Source organism: Actinoplanes subtropicus (assembly GCF_000721705.1).
Taxonomy (GTDB): Bacteria; Actinomycetota; Actinomycetes; order Mycobacteriales; family Micromonosporaceae; genus Actinoplanes; species Actinoplanes subtropicus.
In genome coordinates, this window is sequence record NZ_JOJL01000004.1 from 1 (window position 1) to 17,460 (window position 17,460).

Here is a 17,460-nt window from a genome sequence, read left to right on the forward strand (position 1 = left end):
GCGTGGGGCGTGGCCGGTTGGGGCGTGGCCGGTTGGGGCGTGGCCGGTTGGGGCTGGGCTGCGTGGGGCTGGGCTGCGTGGAGCGGGGCTGCGTGGAGCGGGGCTGCGTGGGGCGGGGCTGCGTGGGGCGGGGCTGCGTGGGGCCGGGCCGCGTGGGGCCGGGCCGCATGGGGGAGAGCGTCCTGTTGGGCGGCCGGGGGAGTGCACGGTGGGGTGGCTCGGCCGAGCATTGCCGCGGTCAGTGCCACGATGCCGTCGCCGCCGTGGAGGTCGCGGAGCTTGCGGGAGTGCCGCTGGACAAGGCCCCAGGCGCGACGGCGCTCGTGTTCCCGGCGAAACGCTTCTTTCTCCGGAGAATAACGGCGCGACTTGGTGCGATCGCGCATTCCGGCCAACTCGGCCCTCGTGAATAACCCCAGCTGTCCCACACGAGAATTCTCCCACTTCCGGAAACGCGATGGTAAGCCCGAACGCCTGTTCGATCATGCCAATCTCGCGTTATACCAAAAGAGAGATCAAACCATTCTCCGAAACCGAACGAGCCCATTACCCAGACCGCGACGGGCCGCACCCACCGTGACCAGCCACCCCCGGGCCATGGCGAGCAGCCCGGCCCACGACCCGCCGCGACGGGCGGTGCGTACCGCGGCCGGCCACCCTCGGGCCATGGGGGGCAGCCCGGCCCACGACGCGCCGCGAGGGGCGGCACGTACCGCGGCCGGCCACCCCCCGGGCCGTGGCGGGCAGGCCGGCCCACGACCCGCCGCGACGGGCGGTACGTACCGCGGCCGGCCACCCTCGGGCCATGGGGGCAGGCCGGCCCACGACGCGCCGCGAGGGGCAGTACGTACCGCGGCCGGCCACCCCGGGCCGTCGCGGGCAGGCCGGCCCACGACGCGCCGCGACGGGCGGCACGTACCGCGACCGGCCACCACCTCGCGATCAACTTCACCTACCAGGACGGCAAGGTCGAAGGCTCCACCCCGTTCTTCCTCGGCGCCGAGCCGACCAGCTTCACCGACGACGCCCGCACGACCTACACCCCGCTCGCCGTCCAGCACGACAGCATGCTCAAGCTGACCAGCAGCCTGACCGCCGCGCAGCTGGCCAAGGCGACGCTGTCCGAGTCCTTCGGTGACGTCCTGCTCGGCCCGGGCCAGGACGGCCAGTTCCCCACCACCAAGGAGGGCATCGCGGTCAGCGAGCTGTCTCCCCAGCAGAAGAAGCTGGTGATGGCGGCCATCCGCCCCTGGGTCTCCAGTGTGGACAACGCCACCGCCGGGTTCCTGCTCAAGACGTACGAGAAGGAACTGAACCAGACCTATGTCGCCGTCTCCGGCGGGACCGGTCTGGACACCTAGGGCGACTACGTCCGGATCGACGGCCCGGGGGTGTGGATCGAGTTCATCTGCCAGAACCGCATCGCGTTCCAGAGCCAGATCCACTTCCACACCGTCTACCGGGATCACACCCGCGACTACGGCGGAGGGTTCTCGTTCTGATGATCCGTACCCGCGCTCTTCGCCTGCTGGCCGGGATCGCGGTGGGCGTCCCGGCGGCGCTCCTGCTCGGAGCGTCGCCGGCGTCGGCGCACCCGATGCTGTTCCCGCTGATCCTGTTGTTGCCGGCGCCGCTGCTGGCGGTCCGGGGCTGTGCCGCTACCGACGCCTGGTCCTACGGACGGCGTGGAGAACCCGGGCCCCCGCGGGCCGGTGGCGGGGACTGGCCGGGGTCCGGGTCGCCATCGGGTGGATCGGCCGGACCACGCTCGCCTTCACCGCCGGTCACTCGGTTGCGCTCGCGCTCAGCTCGTTCGGGCGCCTTGACATCCCGGCCTGGCCGGTCGAGGCGTTCCTCGCGGCCAGCATCCTCGTCGGCGCCGTGCACGCGATCCGGCCGCTGTTCCCGGGGCGGGAGGCCCTCGTGGCGGGGCTGTTCGGGCTCGGGCACGGGATGGCGTTCTCCTTCGTCCTGGCCGAGATGCAGCTGTCCACCGGGCGGCTCGCGCTCAGCCTGCTCGGCTTCAACCTCGGCATCGAACTCGTCCAGCTGCTGCTGGTCGCGCTCGCCCTGCCCGGCCTGCTGGTGACCGCCCGCCTGTGGATCGGCCCCAGGCTGCGGGTCGGCGCGGCGCTGGTCACCGCGACGGCGGCGACCGGCTGGCTGGCCGACCGGCTGGGCCTGCCGAACGTGGTGGCCCGGCTTGCGGACAGCGCCGGGGCACACACGACACCGATGGTGGTGGGGCTGGCCGCGACGGCGGTGCTCGCCGGCGCGTGGATGATCGCCGGCCGGCGCCCGGGGCGTCAGGCCATCGGCCACTCATGAACGGGCATGTTCTCGTGCATCAGCGGCAGATAGCGGCGCAACATCTCGTGCAGCGCCTGCTGCCGGTCCATCCCGTCCGCCTCCAGCGCGTGCAACGTACCCACCTGCCAGGAGGCCCCGTTGCGGTGCTTGAGGCAGCGCTGCTCGATGATCCCCAGCAGCCGGTCCCGCTCCCCGGGCGAGACCCCCCACCGCTCCAGCCCTTGATGGGCCAGCGGCAACAGCCGGCGCAGCACCAGCTCGGTCACCTGGATGTAACCCAGACCCGGCCAGAACACGCTGGCGTCGATCCCGTGCCGCGCGCAGGCGTGGAAATTCTCCTCCGCCGCACTGAAGCTCATCTGCGTCCACAGTGGCCGCTCCGCCTCGGCCAGATTCCGGATCAGCCCGTAGTAGAACGCCGCGTTGGCCAGCGTGTCGACCACGGTCGGCCCGGCCGGCAGCACCCTGTTCTCCACCCGCAGATGCGGCCGGCCCCGCACCACCGCGTAGATCGGCCGGTTCCACCGGTAGATGGTCCCGTTGTGCAGCCGCAGCTCGCTGAGCTCGGGGACCTCCCCCCGCTCCAGGATCTCCGCCGGATCGCGCTCGTCGCAGATCGGCAGCAGCGCCGGGAAGTACCGCACGTTCTCCTCGAACAGGTCGAACACCGAGGTGATCCACCGCTCGCCGAACCACACCCGAGGGCGTACACCCTGTGCTCTTATCTCTTCCGAACGAGTGTCGGTGGCCTGCTCGAACAATGGGATCCGCGTCTCCCGCCACAGCTCCCGGCCGAACAGCAGCGGCGAGTTCGCGCCGAGCGCGACCTGCACCCCCGCGATCACCTGCGCGGCGTTCCAGTACGACGCGAACTGCGCCGGGCTCACCTGCAGATGGAACTGCGTGCTGGTGCAGGCCGACTCGGGCGCGATCGTGTCGGTCGTGACGGCCAGCCGGTCCACCCCGTCGATCCGGATGTCCAGATCCTCGCCCCGGGCCGCGAAGATCTGCTCGTTCAGCAGCTTGTAGCGCGGGTTGGCGGACAACGCGTCCAACGTCATGTGCTCGCGGCGCAGCGTCGGCAGGATCCCGATCATCACCGTGTGCGCGCCGATCTCCCGGGAATGCTTCTCCGCGTTGTTGAGACTGGCCCGCAGCGTACGCTCGAGGTCGGCATTTTCGTCCCCGGCCAGGCGGCGCGGCGGCACGTTGATCTCGATGTTGAACTGGCCCAGCTCGGTCTGGAAATCGGGATCGGCGATCGCGCCCAGCACCTCGGCGTTGCGCATCGCCGGGTTCGCGTCCTCGTCGATGAGGTTGAGCTCGATCTCCATGCCGGTGAGCGGCCGCTCGAACTCGAAGCGGGATTCGCGCAGCATCGCGGCGAACACATCCAGGCTCCGGCGGATCTTGTGCCGGTACTTCGCTCGATCCTCTCGGCTGAAGTTGGTCTGCTCGACTTCCTCGCCCACGGCACACCACCTCTTCTCGAGTGAGTCCAAGTTCGCACACCGGGAAGGTCTGCGCCACAGGTGAAGGGGGTGTCTCGATTTTCAGGAAAGCCAGGCCGCGACGATCGCCGCCGCGACGACCGTTCCGACGATGGCCTGCAGCAGCAGGGCCGGCCCGAGATGTGACCACATGGTCGGGATTCGCGGCGTGAGCGGCTGCATCGTGGTCAGGTTCACCACCTGGATCAGCCGTACGGGCAGCCGAGGGTCTTTCTGCGGCCGGGTCGTGAGCTGCACCAGGTCGCCGCGGTGCAGCGCGGACTGCGGCAGATGGCCGTGCATCTCGACCTCATACACCTGGCCCAGGTCGTCGCGCACCCGCACCGGGGTCACCAGGAACTCGGGGCCCTTCTTCAGCTCCTTGAAGCTGCGCCGGGCGCCGCGCATCCGCAGCAGCGAGCCCAGCATCTGGGCGATGCCGGCCGCCAGGAACACCAGCACCAGCACCGGCTGACCGACCTTCACTTCCCGGGTGTACGACGTCTGGTAGCCGGCGAAACGGCCGGTGATGACGGGGCTGACGTGCCGGAGGATCTGCTCGCGGTACAGCTCGACCTCGTCCAAGGGGATCACCTCCTGGATGTGTTCATATCGTACGGAGAGCCATCCCATACGTACCGTGAGTGAAAAAGTGAGAACCGGTCCGGAGCGGGTACGCGCAGCACCATGGAGCTGGAATATCTGCGCCCGCTCTTCGCGGGAGACGGCCCCTGGGCGTCGGTCTATCTCGACGCGACCCGGGCCGAGGAGAATGCCGAGCACACCGTCGACCTCCGCTGGCGGAGCCTCGCCGAGCGGCTGGCCAGGGCGGGCGCCGATCCGGAGACGATCGCGGCGATCGGCGAGGCGGTCCGCGGGTACCCGTACCGCCCCGGCCGCTACGGGCTCGCGATCTTCGCTCGCGGCGGGGAGGTCGCGCTGGCCGAGCCGCTGCCGGCGCCGCCGGCCACCGACCTGGCCATCTGGGAGCCGTTACCGCACGCTATGCCGTTGGTTGCGCTGCGTGGTGAGGAGATACCGTACGTACGGGTGCTCGCCGGCCACAGCGGCGGTGACATCGAGGCCCTCGACGCCGGGGGAGCGCCCCGCCGGCACACGGTGCGGGGCGCCGACGAGTACCCGATCGCCAAGGTGCGCGGCGGCGGCTGGTCCAACCCGCGCTATCAGCGGGCCGCCGAGGAGAACTGGAAACGCAACGCCGGCGACGTGGCGGCCGCGGTCGCCGACGCCGCCGCGCAGATCGGCGCCGAGGTGGTGGTCGTGGCCGGCGACCCGCACGAGATCCCGCTCGTGGTCGGCAAGCTGCCGCCGCGCTGGCGCGACCGGGTGGTCACCACCGGCCAGGCGGGCGGGTCGGGCCGGCTGGACGAGGCCACCGAGCGGGCGGTCGCCGAGGTCGCCGCGCAGAACATGCGCGCCGCGGTCGACCGGTACGGCAGCCGGTCGCACGCCGACGGCCTCGAGGACGTGGTCGTCCGGCTCCAGCGCGGCCAGGTCGAGGAGGTGCTGCTGGTCGACAACCCGCACTCGACCGACCGGCTGTTCATCGGCGCCGGCGACCCCCGGCTGATCGCCACCGACCCGCGGACCCTGCGCGAATCGGGTGTCGAACCGGTCGAGGTACGCGCCGACGCGGCCCTGCTGCGCGCGGTGGTCGGCACCGGCGCGGGCCTGCTGCTGGTCGAACCGGCCGAGATCGACCTGGCCCACGGGATCGGGGCGATCCTGCGCTACGGCGACGGGCACAGCGCCGCGTAAATGCCGAAAACCCCGCGAAGGCGTACGGCAAGAAGGTGAACTTGACTCGTAAGCCGCGGGGATAGGGGCAGGACATGGCACCGAAGGCGTTCGTCGACCCGGACAGCGTGCTCGCGCGCACCGCCCTCGGCATGCTCGAGGCCCACGGCGGCGGGGCCGGCCCGAGCGAGGGCATGACCGAGTGCCCGGTCTGCGGCGAGCCCCTGCCCTGCCCGGTCGGGCAGGCCGCCGCCGAGGTCGTCGAGGCGGCCGGCCTGGCGGAGGCCTCGGGGCTGGTGGCGGCCGTGCGTCAAGGGACACCGGGCGGGTACGCGTCGCCGGTGGCGTTCGGGTCGCCGGTCGAGGCGGGGGTGTCGGTCGAGGAGATGCCGCCGTGGGCGGGGCCGTCCGCCGGGATGCCGGTCCTCGGCGGTGGGGAGCGGGTGGAGGTGTCGTTCGCGGTTCCGGGGGAGGAGATCTCGGTGGTGGCGGCGCCGCTCGGTGAGCCGTTGTCGCCGCTGGATGGGCCGTATCCGCCGTCGGCGCTCGATGGGCCGTATCCGCCGTCGCCGCTGGACGAGCCGGCTTCTTCAGACGTTGGGGACTCCTATGGCGGGCTGGCTTCGTCCGATGGTGGGGCGTCTTTCGGCGAGGCGTCTTCTGGTGGGGAGTCTTTTGGACGGTCGTCTTCTGGTGGGGCGTCTTCTGGTGGGGCGTCTTTTGGAGGGCCGTCTTTTGGCGGCCCGTCTTTTGGCGGCCCGTCTTTTGGCGGCCCGGAGCAGCCTCACGAGCCGGCTCTTCCGGCGGCCGACTATGAGCCGCCCGGGCCGCGGTTGAGCGGGCTGACCGCCGCCTCGCTGGACGACAGCTCCTTCACCGAGCAATCGCCGGAGGCGGTGCCGTCGCTCCACGCCGAGCCGCGCCTCCCCGCGATGGAGATGCCCGAGCCCGCGCCGCCGCCGGTTGCGGACGCCCGGGTCGAGCCCCCGCCGCCGAGCCAGCAACCCTGGACCCCGCCCCCAACGCCGCCCGCAGCCCAGACCATGGCCCGCCAGCAGTACCCGTCCGACTCCGACCCGCTGCTCAGCGGCCCGCCGCAGTACCGCCCGCTGGATCGCCCCCTGGACGCCCCGCTCTACACCCCGGCGAACCGCTCGGCCACGCCACCCGCGCCCCGCCCGGTCGCGCCCATGGCGGCCCGCCCGAGCAGCCCGGCCCCCACCAACGGCACGATGATGGGCCAGACGCCCCACCTCCAGCAGCCACAGCCTCCCGTCCCGCCGGCGACCTTCGCTCCGCCGCCCGGCCCGCCGGCCCAGCCCCAGCCCCAGTCCCAGCCCCAGCCCCAGCCCCAGCCCCAGCCCGGTCAGCAGCCGATGCCCCAGAGGCCGCCGGCGCAGCAGCCGACTACTCCGCCGCCCCAGGCGAAGCAGCCGGTCGCTCAGCAGCCCGTGGCGCAGCAGCCGATCGCTTCGCAGCCCATGGCACAGCAGCCGATGAGTCAGGCGCCGATGACGCCGCCGCCGGGTGGGCAGTCGCCGATGGGCCAGGTGCCCGCAGGTCAGCAGGCGCCGATGGGTCAGCAAGCCGCCTCTCAACGGCCCCCGATGGGCCAGCCGCCGACCACTCCCGGCGTCCCGCAGGCCGACGCGCCCAGCGGCCTCGGACTGCCCCAGCCCGACGCCCCGAGCGGCCTCGGCACCCGCCCGGCCGCCGCCGCGCAACAGCAGCCACCCACGGTCCCCAGCGCCCCAGCAGCCCGGGCCCTCACGCCGCAGCCGCAGTCCGCTCCCGACCAGAATTTCGGCAACCGCTTCGGCGGCGACGGCGGCGAGGTGCCCAGCGGCCTCGGCCTGCGCCCGACCCGTGCCCCGCTCGAGCCCCCGCCGCCTGCCCAGGCCGGCCCGCAGCCGCCCGACCAGACCGGCCCGCAGCCGCCCGCCCAGACCGCCCCGCAGCCCACCATCGGCCAGACCGCCCCGCAGCCCACCGGCCAGACCGCCCCGCGGCAGCCGCCGAACCAGCCGCCCCAGCCGGCCGGCCGCAGCACCCGCCGCAACCGCCCGCCTCTGGAGCCCCCGCAGATGGGCCAGCTCAACCGCCCGATCGGCGAGAGCGGCCAGGCCCCGAACAACTAGACAGCTTCGCACAGGGTCATGACGTGCACCATCGTGGCGGGCATGCCGACGTGCCGCTCAGCTATGCGGCTCGGCGGTAACCCGGCAACTCGTCGCACGTCGATCCGGCAGCCGCTTGGCCGGCGATCCCGCTGCCGATCCATCGGTGTTCCCAGCCCACGGTCGGCCGGCGCTCCCGGCGCGACTCCTCGCTGACGGATCCGCTACCTCCGCCGCGCCCGGATGCACGCTCCTCGCACCGAACCCTCCAAGATCGACGCCGCCCGCGAGATCTTGAAAAGCGGCTGTTCGGAGCGCGCACTTTCGCTGCATCGTCTCAGCGAAGGCGCCCGGTGTCACGCCGATATAACCGAAATATCTGGGCAGATCCGACGGCGATCTCAGCGAGGTCCAGCGGCTGGGAGAGAGCGCCCACAATTTGGGACAGTTGCGCGGCGACCCGGCGCAGCCGCCGTGGAGGACTCGGTGCGTGCCGTGCTTTGCGGACCCGAACAGCGGCGCGTGCTGCGATCCCCGCGAACCCCGCGCACCCCGGAAGTCGTCCCAGAAGATCGGCCAACAGCGACCCACCCCTCAGCCCGCCCTCCCTGAGGGGGAGCCCCCGTCGGTCATTGTCGCGGAGGAAGGGGATCTTGGGTGGGAGCGTCGAGGGCGAGCTGTGGACAACCCGATTCTGTGGACAACCTCGCTCGGCCGGGCGGATGTGCTAACCCCGCCGCGTCACATCGCCGTCCCGAGCTGGGTCCAGACCACCTTCCCGTCGCTGACCGGCATGACCCCCCACGCCTCGGTCAGATCCCGTACCAGCAGCAACCCCCGCCCGCCCGGCGACGCCGGCCCCGGCTCGGCCGGCTTCGGCAGGCGCCGGCTGCCGTCCCGCACCGCCATGCTGAGCCGGCCGTTCCGCAGGCCGAACGTGAACTCCATCGTCGTCCGTGCGTGCCGCACCACGTTGGCCACCAGCTCCGAGGCGATCAGCGCCGCCGTCTCCGCCACGTCCGCCCGCTGCCAGCGCTCGCACGCCTGGGTGACCAACTGCCGCACCTGCCGGCACGCGTCCGGTGCCGGGCGCAGCCGGGCCCGTACCCGGGGCGGTTCGGGTTCCTTGCGTCCTTCGGCGATCGCCGCGTCGCAGGAGTCCGCGTAGACCAGCCCGGCGCACGAGGGGGCGGCGGAGATCGCGCGCCGCGTTTCCGCGGGTGCCTCGCACAGGACGATCGGCACGTCGGGCCAGTCCCGGGTCTGGCCGACCACGGCGCCGAGCGCGGCGAGCCCGATCGGGTCGCCGACCCGCAGGGCGGCAAGGTCGAGCAGCAGGCGGGTGGGCTGGGCGGCGAGGGCTCGGCGTACGGCCTGCTGGAGCGCGTCGCCGGTGATCGCGTCGAGGGTCCCGGTCAGCCGCAGCACCGCCACGGGCGGCCGGGGCTCCGGCCGGCAGACGAGCTGGCTGGGCAAGCGATCCTCCGTACGCGGGTCACCGAACTGGTGTGCTCTGGTGCCCGGAGCCCGGCGGGGCCAAACGTCCGACATCAGGCTCCGCTCAGCTTCGCCGGGCTACAGTTCCGGGCATGGTCGACGGCCGGGTCGGGTTGCGGGCCCTGACGCCGTACCTGAATCGTTATCGCGGCACCCTCACGGTGGTCGCGGTGCTCTCGCTGGCCGCGGCCGGTGCGTCGCTGCTGCAGCCGTTGCTGGTGCGGCGGGTGCTCGACGGCGTGACCGCGAGCCGGGCGATCGCCGGGCCGGTGGCTGTGCTGGTCGGTCTCCTGGTCATCGGGGCGGCGCTGCGCGGCTTCCGGGATTACCTGCTGCAGCGCACGGCCGAGGGCGTCGTGCTGACCACCCGGCGGCGGCTCGCGCGGCACCTGCTGCTGTTGCCGATCGCGGAGTATGACCATCGCCGCACCGGCGACCTGCTGTCCCGGGTGGGGGCCGATACGACGCTGCTGCGGGCGGTGGTCACCTCGGGGCTGTTCGAGATCGTCACCGGCGTGGTGATGGTCGGCGGGGCGCTGGTCGCGATGGCGGTGCTCGACCCGCTGCTGCTGGCGGTGGCGGTCGGCGCGCTCGCGGTCGGGCTGTCGGTGGCGGTGCTCGCCTCGCGCCGGGTGCGCGGGCTCTCCGAGCAGGCGCAGGCCCGGCTGGGCGAGATGACCTCGGCGGTCGAGCGGGCGATCTCGGCGGCGCGGACGATCCGGGCCGGGCGGGCCGAGGAGCGTGAGGCGGCGACCGTGGCCGAGGGCGCCGAGCAGGCCTACCAGGCGGGCGTCCGGCTGGCCCGGCTCGAGGCGACCGTCGGCCCGGCGGCGGATACGGCGATCCAGGGCGCCTTCCTCGTGGTGCTCGGCGTGGGCGGGGCGCGGGTGGCCTCCGGCGCGATCGGCGTGGGCAGCCTGGTGGCGTTCATCCTGTTCTTGTTCTTCCTGGCGATGCCGCTCGGGCAGGCGCTGCACGCGTACACCCAGTTGCAGACCGGGCTGGGGGCGTTGCAGCGGATCGAGGAGATTCTCGCGCTGCCGTCCGAAACTGCGGGAGATTCCAGCCGTACGCCCGAAGGCAGCGCGAGCACCCACCCAGCGGTCGCGTTCCACGGGGTTTCGTTCGCCTATCCCGGCGAGGCGCCGGTCTTGCATGAAGTCAGCTTCGAGGTGCCCCGGGGCGCCCGGATAGCGCTGGTCGGGCCGTCGGGGGCGGGCAAGTCGACGATCCTGGCGCTGATCGAGCGGTTCTACGACGTCACCGGCGGCAGCGTGCGGGTCGGCGGGCACGACGTGCGTGACCTGCCGCGCGACGCGTTGCGCGCCCAGCTGGGGTATGTCGAGCAGGAGGCGCCGGTGCTGGCCGGCGCGCTGCGCGACAACCTGCGGCTGACCGCTCCGCACGCCTCCGACGCCGAGCTGCTCGCGGCGCTGGCGGAGGTGAATCTCGGCGGGCTGGCGCAACGCTCGCCGGAAGGGCTGGGCGTGCAGGTGGGGGAGGGCGGCGTGCTGCTCTCCGGCGGCGAGCGGCAGCGTCTCGCGATCGCCCGGGCGCTGCTGACCGGCGCGCCGATCCTGCTGCTCGATGAGCCGACCAGCAACCTCGACGCGCGCAACGAGGCGGCGCTGCGGGCGGCGATCGCCACGGCGGCCGACCGGCGCACGCTGATCGTGGTGGCGCACCGGCTGTCGACGGTGGTGGATTCCGACCTGATCGTGGTGCTCGAGGCCGGCCGGGTGGTCGCCGCCGGGCCGCACCGGGAGCTGCTCGACGCCAGCCCGCTGTACCGGGAGCTGGCGACCCATCAGCTGCTGGTGTCGTGACCCGACTTTCAGCTAAATGAAGTACCGTTGCGCGCCATGGGTGTGTCGACGCGGCTCAAGAGCCGGTTCCGCAAGTTTCTGCAGCGTCCGGGCACTACGGTCGACCTGGCGCCGTTCACCAAGCGGCTGCCGGCGATCGATGCTCGTGAGGAGGCGCTCAAAGAGCTCGACGACGAGGCGCTGACCGCGGCGGCCGGCGAGGCGAAGGACTTCACCGAGATCTGCGCGATCGGGCGCGAGGCCGCCTGGCGCGCGCTCGAGCAGCGGCCGTACGATGTGCAGCTCCTCGGCGCGATGGCGCTGCTCTCCGGCCAGGTCGCCGAGATGGCCACCGGCGAGGGCAAGACGCTCACCGCCACCGTCGCGGCGTACGGGCACGTCCGCCTCGGCCACGGCCCGGTGCACGTGCTGACCGTCAACGACTACCTGGCCCGCCGCGACGCCGAGTGGATGGAGCCGGTCTACAAGCGGCTCGGCCTCTCGGTCGGCTGGGTCACCGAGTCGTCCACCCCCGAGCAGCGCCGCGAGGCCTACCTGGCCGACGTCACGTACGTCTCGGTCAGCGAGGCCGGCTTCGACTACCTGCGCGACCAGCTGGTCACCGACATCGAGGACCGGGTGCAGCGCGAGCTGGCCACCGCGATCGTCGACGAGGCCGACTCGATCCTGATCGACGAGGCCCGGGTCCCGATGGTCCTGGCCGGCTCGGTCACCACCGAGGCCGACCCGGTGCACGAGGCCGCCGAGCTGGTCCGCGACCTGCGCGCCGGCAAGCACTACGAGGTGGCCGAGGACGGCCGCAGCGTCGCCTTCACCGACGCCGGCCTCAAGCTGATCGAGGAGAAGCTCGGCGGCGTCGACCTGTACGCCGACGACCAGGTCGAGCACCTGTCCGCGGTCAACGTGGCGCTGCACGCGCACGCCCTGCTGGACCGCGACGTCGACTACATCGTCCGCAACGGCGGCGTCGAGCTGATCGACGAGATGCGCGGCCGGGTCGCCCAGCGCCGCCGCTGGCCGGACGGCCTGCAGGCGGCCGTGGAGGCCAAGGAGGGGCTGAACGCCACCGCCGAGGGCGAGGTGCTGGACACGATCACCGTGCAGGCCTACGTCGCGCTCTACCGGACCGTCTGCGGCATGACCGCGACCGCGGTGCACGTCGGCGAGCAGCTGCGCGAGTACTTCAAGCTCGAGGTCGCGGTGATCCCGCCGAACACCGAGAACATCCGCGAGGACGAGCCGGACCGGATCTACTCGGTGCACGACGACCGCGACCGCGCTCTGGTCGAGGAGATCCAGATCGCCCACGAGAAGGGCCGGCCGGTGCTCATCGGCACCCTCGACGTGAAGGCGTCCGAGCTGCTGGCCAAGCAGCTGGCCGCGGCCGGCATCCCGTCGAACGTGCTGAACGCGAAGAACGACGCCGAGGAGGCCGCGATCATCGCCGAGGCCGGCGCGGTCGGCGCGGTCACCGTCTCCACCCAGATGGCCGGCCGGGGCGTCGACATCCGGCTGGGCGGCAGCGACGAGAAGGACCGCGACAAGGTGGTCGAGCTCGGCGGCCTCTTCGTGATCGGCTCCGGCCGGCACGACAGCCGCCGCGTCGACGACCAGCTCCGTGGCCGGGCCGGCCGGCAGGGCGACCCGGGCGGCTCGGTCTTCTTCGTCAGCCTCGAGGACGAGCTGATCACCCGGCACGCCGGGGACGCGCTGCCCACCTCGCCGCGGATGGACATGGACGGCGTCGTGCACGACGACCAGGTGGAGTATGCGGTCGAGCACGCCCAGCGGGTCGCCGAGGGCGTGAACCACGAGATCCACCGCAACACCTGGCGGTACAGCGTGGTGATCGAGCAGCAGCGCCTGCAGCTGGCCGAGCGCCGGGAGCGGCTGCTCACCTCCGAGATCGCGGCCATCATGCTGCTCGAGCGCTCGCCGGAGAAGGCCAAGGAGACCGACGAGGACATCCTCTCCGACGCGGCCCGGGCGATCGCGCTCTTCCACCTGGACCGGCTCTGGGCCGAGCACCTGGCCTACCTGCAGGAGGTACGCGAGGGCGTGCACCTGCGCGCGCTGGGCAAGCTGGACCCGCTGGACGAGTTCCACCGGGCCGCCGTCCCGGCCTTCCAGGAGCTGCTGACCAAGGTCGAGGCGCGCACCATCGAGACGTTCGAGGAGACCGACCTCAGCGAGGGCTGGGAGCCGGAGCGGGCCGAGATCGTCCGGCCCAGCGCCACCTGGACGTATTTGGTGCACGACAACCCGTTCGGCTCCGAACTTGACCGGTTGATTGCCTCGGTGGGACGCCGCCTGACCGGCGGGAACTGACGAGAAAAGATCCCGCGTGGCGCCTTGCGTGCTGCGCGGGATTTTTGCTTCTCCAAAGAAATGTGATGTGGCGAGCATCTCAGAATTGCCCGAAGAACCACTCTGGCCTGGTCAGACGGGCTCGATCAGTTCGGCAATGTTTAAACAGACTGACAGAAGCCGTTACCGCGATGCATTTCCCTCGGTCAAAGCCCATGTGGAACGATTTTCCCACAGTGTGGTTGCCGTCTTGACCCGGCAACAACGGTCGCGGAATTATTCACCGCGAATTTACGGAGGGTGATCGGTCGTATACGGTTACCGACCACGCAATTTCAGGGGGCAATCTCACCATGCCGGTAAGCGCTCTGTCGCCTCGTGTCAACCGCCATGCCACAGGTCCGGGGCGTGGTAGCTCCGGGCTCCGCCGGCCCGCCGAATCCGCGCTGACCGTCACGGTCGCCATCCCGCTCACCACCGACACCCTCTCGCCGCAGGCCCACAAGCTGATCGAGGCGGTCCGCGAGCTCGTCGAGATCAGCCAGGGCACGATCACGGTCGAGCCGGCCGTGGCCGCCCCGCTGGAGCGCGACGAGCCGCCGTCCGGCCCCGAGGTGCGGCTGCTGACCGGGACCCGCCAGGTGCTGCTCGACGGGGAGCCGCTGCCGCTGACCCGGCTCGAGTTCGACCTGCTGCTGTTCCTCGCCGAGCGGCCCCGCCGGGTGTTCACCCGCGGCCAGCTGCTGGCCGGGGTCTGGGGCTACGAGCACACCGGCGAGCGGACGGTCGACGTGCACGTGCGCCGGCTGCGCCTCAAGCTCGGCACCAACCTCCCGATGATCACCACGGTGTACGGGGTGGGCTACCGGCTCTCCGACGACGCGCGGATCGTCATCCAGCCGCACGAGTAGCCTTCCGGGCGTGCGCGTGCGTCCGGTGTCCGTCGAGAATCTCGTCGAGGAGCTCGCGGACGACCTGTCGAGTCGGGAACCTGACAGTTACCTCCGGGTCGCGATCGACGGCCCGGCGGCGGCCGAGCCGGGCCGCCTGGCGGACGCCCTGGTGGACCCGCTGCGGCTGCGGGGGCGTCCGGCCGTACGGGTCGACACCGCCGACTTCCTGCGGCCCGCCTCGCTGCGCCTGGAGTTCGGCCGGGAGAACCCGGACTCGTTCTACGCGGGCTGGTTCGACGAGGCCGGCCTCGCCCGGGAGGTCCTCGACCGGGCCGGCCCGGGCGGGGACGGCCGGGTCCTGACCCGCCTCTGGAACGCGGCGACCGACCGCTCGGCACGTGATTCCTACCACCCCCTCGCTCCCGGATCGGTGCTGCTGGTGAGCGGTCCGCTGCTACTCGGCGGCGCCCTCGCCTTCGATTTCTCGGTGCATCTCGAGCTGTCCCCGGCGGCCCTGCTCCGGCGCACCCCTCCTGGCCTGCGGTGGACCTTGCCGGCCTTCGATCGGTACGCGACGGAGGTCGATCCCGCGGCCTTCGCCGACGTGGTCCTGCGGGTCGACGACCCGAAGCGTCCCGCCAGGGTCGAGGAACGTTGGTGACGCGAGTCTGTAGCGGAGTCGACCACTGACAGTTATGCTCCGGTTACTTTTTTAGCGGAGGCCCGAGTTTGGGACCTCCGGCGGCGGGTATCAAGGGCGCCCACGGTGCGATGGGCATCCCTCGAGGGACCCGCCGGCAGGGGCAGAGGAAGGGTGGGGGAGCGCATGCTCGTCAATGGAGCGGTGATCACGGGCAAGGGTGCCGCCAAGAGCCGCACGGCGGAAGAGGTCGAGCTGATCCGGGACATCCTTCGGGGCCGGTACGACGACGCGAACTCCGAGTACGAGGAGGCTCTCGCGGCGTCACACAAGCTCCGGCTGGTCGAGATCGGCGACGCCGCCGGCGACGACCAGGCCGACAGCGGATCCAAGACGGCCGAGCGCGACGCCGCCACGTCGCTGCTGCGTACTCTGCTGGACCGGCGGACGCAGGCCGAGCACGCCATGCAGCGGCTCGAGGACGGGACCTACGGCAACTGCGAGGGGTGCTCGAACCCGATCCCGGTGGAGCGGCTCGAGGTCTTCCCCTCGGCCACCACGTGCGTCAACTGCAAGCAGAACCGCGAGCGCCGGGCCGGCTGAGACGGACGATCCGGGTCCGCCGCCTCCGGGCGGCGGACCCGCTGTCTCGGGTCTAGCTTTGATCGCATGGGCACGATCCAGGTGGGCACGGCCTCGTGGACCGACCGGACGCTGCTGGCCTCGGGCTGGTACCCGGTCTCGGCCGACACGCCGGAGAAGCGGCTGGCCTACTACGCCAGGCAGTTCCCGATCGTCGAGGTCGACTCGACCTACTATGGACCGCCCAGCGAGCAGACCACGAAGCTGTGGGCGCAGCGTACGCCGGCCGGTTTTGTCTTCAACATCAAGGCGTTCAGCCTGCTCACCGGGCACCCGACCAAGGTGTCCGCGATCTACCAGGACCTCCGGCCGGAGACGGACAAGAAGAACGTCTACCCCGGCGATCTGCCCGCCCAGGCGTACGAGGAGGTCTGGAGCCGTTTTCTGACGGCGCTGGACCCGCTCGCCCAGGCCGGGAAGCTCGGCGCCGTGCTCTTCCAGTTCCCGCCGTGGTTCGGGATCCGGCGCTCCAACAAGGACCTCATGATCGAGGTGGCGCAGCGGTGCAAGCCGCTGCGGCCGGTGTTCGAGCTGCGCAACGCCTCCTGGTTCGAGGGCGCGAACCAGGAGGAGACGCTGGACTTCCTGCGGGCGCATGAGATGCCGTTCGTCTGCGTGGACATGCCGCAGGGGCACAAGTCGTCGGTGCCGCCGATCGTCGAGGCCACGGCGGATCTGGCGGTGGTGCGCTTCCACGGCCACTCGGAGAAGTGGACCAGCAAGGACATCCACGAGAAGTTCGGGTACGAGTACTCCCGGAAGGAGCTCGCGGGCTGGGCGCCGCGCCTGAAGGACCTAGCCGATAAATCCGGAAATGTTCAGGTTTTTATGAACAATTGCTACTCGGACTACGCCCAGCGCAACGCTTCCACCCTCATCGAACTGCTGGATGCCGACTGACCTCGACGCCTCGGCGGCGGGCCATCGCGGCCAGGGCGGTGGCGTCCGCGACTGCCGCGCCGCCGGGGTCGTTGTTGAAGAAGACATACGTACGGTCGAACTGCCCCGCCCGGTCGAGCCACGTCCGCAGCGCCGCCCGCCCGTAGCGCGGCCACGGCGCGGCGCGGCCCTCGTGCATCCGGATATATCCGAAGCCGGCGGTCTGCCACAGCGGATTCAGCGGCCGCCCCTTCCGATCCGCCCAGCACAGCGCCGCACCGTGCTTCTCCAGCACCGCCCGCGTCTCGTCGGTGAACCAGGTCGGATGCCGCGGCTCCACGGCCACCTCGACGTGCCGGGGGAACTGGGCGAGGGTCTGCTCCAGTGCCGCGGGGTCGCCCTTGAGCGTCGGCGGCAGCTGCAGCAGGACCGGGCCGAGCTTGTCGGTCAGGCCGGCCGCCCGATCGAGGAACCGGGCGACCGGCTCGGCCGGATCCTCGAGCCGCTTCACGTGGGTCAGATAGCGGCTCATCTTGACCGCCACCACGAAGTCGTCCGGCGTCCGCGCCCGCCACTGCTCGAAGGTTGACTTCTCCGGCAGCCGGTAGAAGGCGTTGTTCACCTCGACCGTCGCGAAGTTCTCGGCGTAGCGCTCCAGCCAGAGCCGCTGCGGCAGCTTCTCCGGATACAGCCCGCCGCGCCAGTCCCGATATTGCCAACCCGAAGTCCCGACCATCAACACGATTCCGGGATACCCGGTTTTGCACGATCAACTCCGGGTACCCGGTGGTGTCCACGAGAGCGAGGAGCTTCCCATGTCACTCAGCGACGACGACATCACCGCCACCAGCGCCGCCTCCAGCGAGGGCCCGGCCGACGGCGGCGCCAACCCGTCCGCCCACGACGGTGGCGCGGACGGTGGCGCCGGCGGCGAGGGCCCGGCGGATGGCGGGGCCAACCCGGCCGGTCACGACGGTGGCGCGGACGGTGGCGCCGGCGGCGAGGGCCCGGCGGACGGCGGCGCGAACCCGGCCGGCCAGGACGGCGGCGCGGACGGTGCGGCCCGGCGGTGAGCGCCCGGCGAACGGCGGCGCGAACCCC

At 71.8% G+C, this 17,460-nt stretch carries 14 protein-coding genes and 1 pseudogene; 11 read left to right on the forward strand and 4 right to left on the reverse strand.

Features of this window, described 5'->3' with window-relative positions; genetic code table 11:
- The first annotated feature begins 545 nt into the window (after positions 1-545).
- A pseudogene (locus tag IH26_RS63815) lies at positions 546-1,502 on the forward strand (DUF3500 domain-containing protein).
- 250 nt (positions 1,503-1,752) lie between these two features.
- Positions 1,753-2,328 carry a HupE/UreJ family protein gene (locus IH26_RS62005; protein WP_281179707.1) on the forward strand — a complete coding sequence of 192 codons (576 nt, stop codon included), beginning with the start codon at positions 1,753-1,755 and terminating at the stop codon, positions 2,326-2,328.
- On the opposite strand, the gene IH26_RS0105735 is transcribed toward IH26_RS62005, so the two are convergent.
- Positions 2,307-3,782 (reverse strand): glutamate-cysteine ligase family protein, encoded by a 1,476-nt coding sequence (locus IH26_RS0105735; protein WP_030435047.1) that lies wholly within the window; start codon positions 3,780-3,782, stop codon positions 2,307-2,309. The two genes, IH26_RS62005 and IH26_RS0105735, sit on opposite strands and share 22 nt — an antisense overlap.
- An 81-nt stretch (positions 3,783-3,863) precedes the next feature.
- Positions 3,864-4,385 (reverse strand): hypothetical protein, encoded by a 522-nt coding sequence (locus IH26_RS0105740; RefSeq protein ID WP_030435048.1) that lies wholly within the window; start codon positions 4,383-4,385, stop codon positions 3,864-3,866.
- A 102-nt stretch (positions 4,386-4,487) separates the two neighbouring features.
- Here IH26_RS0105740 and IH26_RS0105745 point away from each other — a divergent pair, with 102 nt between their 5' ends.
- Together IH26_RS0105745 and IH26_RS0105750 are read left to right on the forward strand one after the other, a co-directional pair.
- On the forward strand, positions 4,488-5,579 hold the full coding sequence (locus tag IH26_RS0105745) for a baeRF2 domain-containing protein (protein WP_030435049.1): 1,092 nt from the start codon (positions 4,488-4,490) through the stop codon (positions 5,577-5,579).
- Between the two features lie 74 nt (positions 5,580-5,653).
- Positions 5,654-7,696 carry a hypothetical protein gene (locus IH26_RS0105750; RefSeq protein WP_030435050.1) on the forward strand — a complete coding sequence of 681 codons (2,043 nt, stop codon included), beginning with the start codon at positions 5,654-5,656 and terminating at the stop codon, positions 7,694-7,696.
- A gap of 720 nt (positions 7,697-8,416) precedes the next feature.
- On the opposite strand, the gene IH26_RS0105755 is transcribed toward IH26_RS0105750, so the two are convergent.
- Entirely contained in the window at positions 8,417-9,151 is a 735-nt protein-coding gene (locus tag IH26_RS0105755) for an ATP-binding protein (protein WP_030435051.1), read from the reverse strand.
- A 113-nt stretch (positions 9,152-9,264) separates the two neighbouring features.
- Between IH26_RS0105755 and IH26_RS0105760 the strand changes: the two genes are divergently transcribed.
- From IH26_RS0105760 to IH26_RS0105785, 6 genes are all read left to right on the forward strand, one after another.
- Positions 9,265-10,998, forward strand: coding sequence for an ABC transporter ATP-binding protein (locus IH26_RS0105760; RefSeq protein WP_030435052.1), 1,734 nt, complete (start codon positions 9,265-9,267; stop codon positions 10,996-10,998).
- A 36-nt stretch (positions 10,999-11,034) separates the two neighbouring features.
- On the forward strand, positions 11,035-13,326 hold the full coding sequence (secA2, locus tag IH26_RS0105765) for an accessory Sec system translocase SecA2 (RefSeq protein WP_030435053.1): 2,292 nt from the start codon (positions 11,035-11,037) through the stop codon (positions 13,324-13,326).
- 332 nt (positions 13,327-13,658) lie between these two features.
- Positions 13,659-14,216, forward strand: a complete 558-nt coding sequence (locus IH26_RS0105770; RefSeq protein ID WP_030435054.1) for a winged helix-turn-helix domain-containing protein — start codon at positions 13,659-13,661, stop codon at positions 14,214-14,216.
- 10 nt (positions 14,217-14,226) lie between these two features.
- Complete coding sequence (locus IH26_RS0105775; protein ID WP_030435055.1) at positions 14,227-14,859, forward strand: nucleoside/nucleotide kinase family protein; 633 nt, start codon at positions 14,227-14,229, stop codon at positions 14,857-14,859.
- Positions 14,860-15,024: 165 nt separating this feature from the next.
- A complete protein-coding gene (locus IH26_RS0105780; RefSeq protein ID WP_030435056.1) occupies positions 15,025-15,441 on the forward strand; it encodes a TraR/DksA family transcriptional regulator in 417 nt (138 codons plus the stop codon).
- A gap of 66 nt (positions 15,442-15,507) precedes the next feature.
- On the forward strand, positions 15,508-16,380 hold the full coding sequence (locus IH26_RS0105785; RefSeq protein ID WP_030435057.1) for a DUF72 domain-containing protein: 873 nt from the start codon (positions 15,508-15,510) through the stop codon (positions 16,378-16,380).
- Here the strand turns inward: IH26_RS0105785 and IH26_RS0105790 are convergent.
- Complete coding sequence (locus IH26_RS0105790; RefSeq protein ID WP_051807597.1) at positions 16,355-17,095, reverse strand: DUF72 domain-containing protein; 741 nt, start codon at positions 17,093-17,095, stop codon at positions 16,355-16,357. The genes IH26_RS0105785 and IH26_RS0105790 overlap by 26 nt on opposite strands.
- A 79-nt stretch (positions 17,096-17,174) precedes the next feature.
- Between IH26_RS0105790 and IH26_RS0105795 the strand changes: the two genes are divergently transcribed.
- Positions 17,175-17,432: a hypothetical protein gene (locus tag IH26_RS0105795; RefSeq protein ID WP_030435059.1), complete on the forward strand. Its 258-nt coding sequence runs from the start codon at positions 17,175-17,177 to the stop codon at positions 17,430-17,432.
- Positions 17,433-17,460: the final 28 nt, after the last annotated feature.

Bases quoted from the DNA above. Each gene is read 5' to 3' on its own strand.
- IH26_RS0105745 (WP_030435049.1), top strand. From the start codon at position 4,488: ATGGAGCTGGAATATCTGCGCCCGCTCTTCGCGGGAGACGGCCCCTGG.
- IH26_RS0105750 (WP_030435050.1), top strand. From the start codon at position 5,654: ATGGCACCGAAGGCGTTCGTCGACCCGGACAGCGTGCTCGCGCGCACC.
- IH26_RS0105760 (WP_030435052.1), top strand. From the start codon at position 9,265: ATGGTCGACGGCCGGGTCGGGTTGCGGGCCCTGACGCCGTACCTGAAT.
- secA2 (WP_030435053.1), top strand. From the start codon at position 11,035: ATGGGTGTGTCGACGCGGCTCAAGAGCCGGTTCCGCAAGTTTCTGCAG.
- IH26_RS0105770 (WP_030435054.1), top strand. From the start codon at position 13,659: ATGCCGGTAAGCGCTCTGTCGCCTCGTGTCAACCGCCATGCCACAGGT.
- IH26_RS0105780 (WP_030435056.1), top strand. From the start codon at position 15,025: ATGCTCGTCAATGGAGCGGTGATCACGGGCAAGGGTGCCGCCAAGAGC.
- IH26_RS0105785 (WP_030435057.1), top strand. From the start codon at position 15,508: ATGGGCACGATCCAGGTGGGCACGGCCTCGTGGACCGACCGGACGCTG.
- IH26_RS0105790 (WP_051807597.1), bottom strand. From the start codon at position 17,095: ATGGTCGGGACTTCGGGTTGGCAATATCGGGACTGGCGCGGCGGGCTG.
- IH26_RS0105795 (WP_030435059.1), top strand. From the start codon at position 17,175: ATGTCACTCAGCGACGACGACATCACCGCCACCAGCGCCGCCTCCAGC.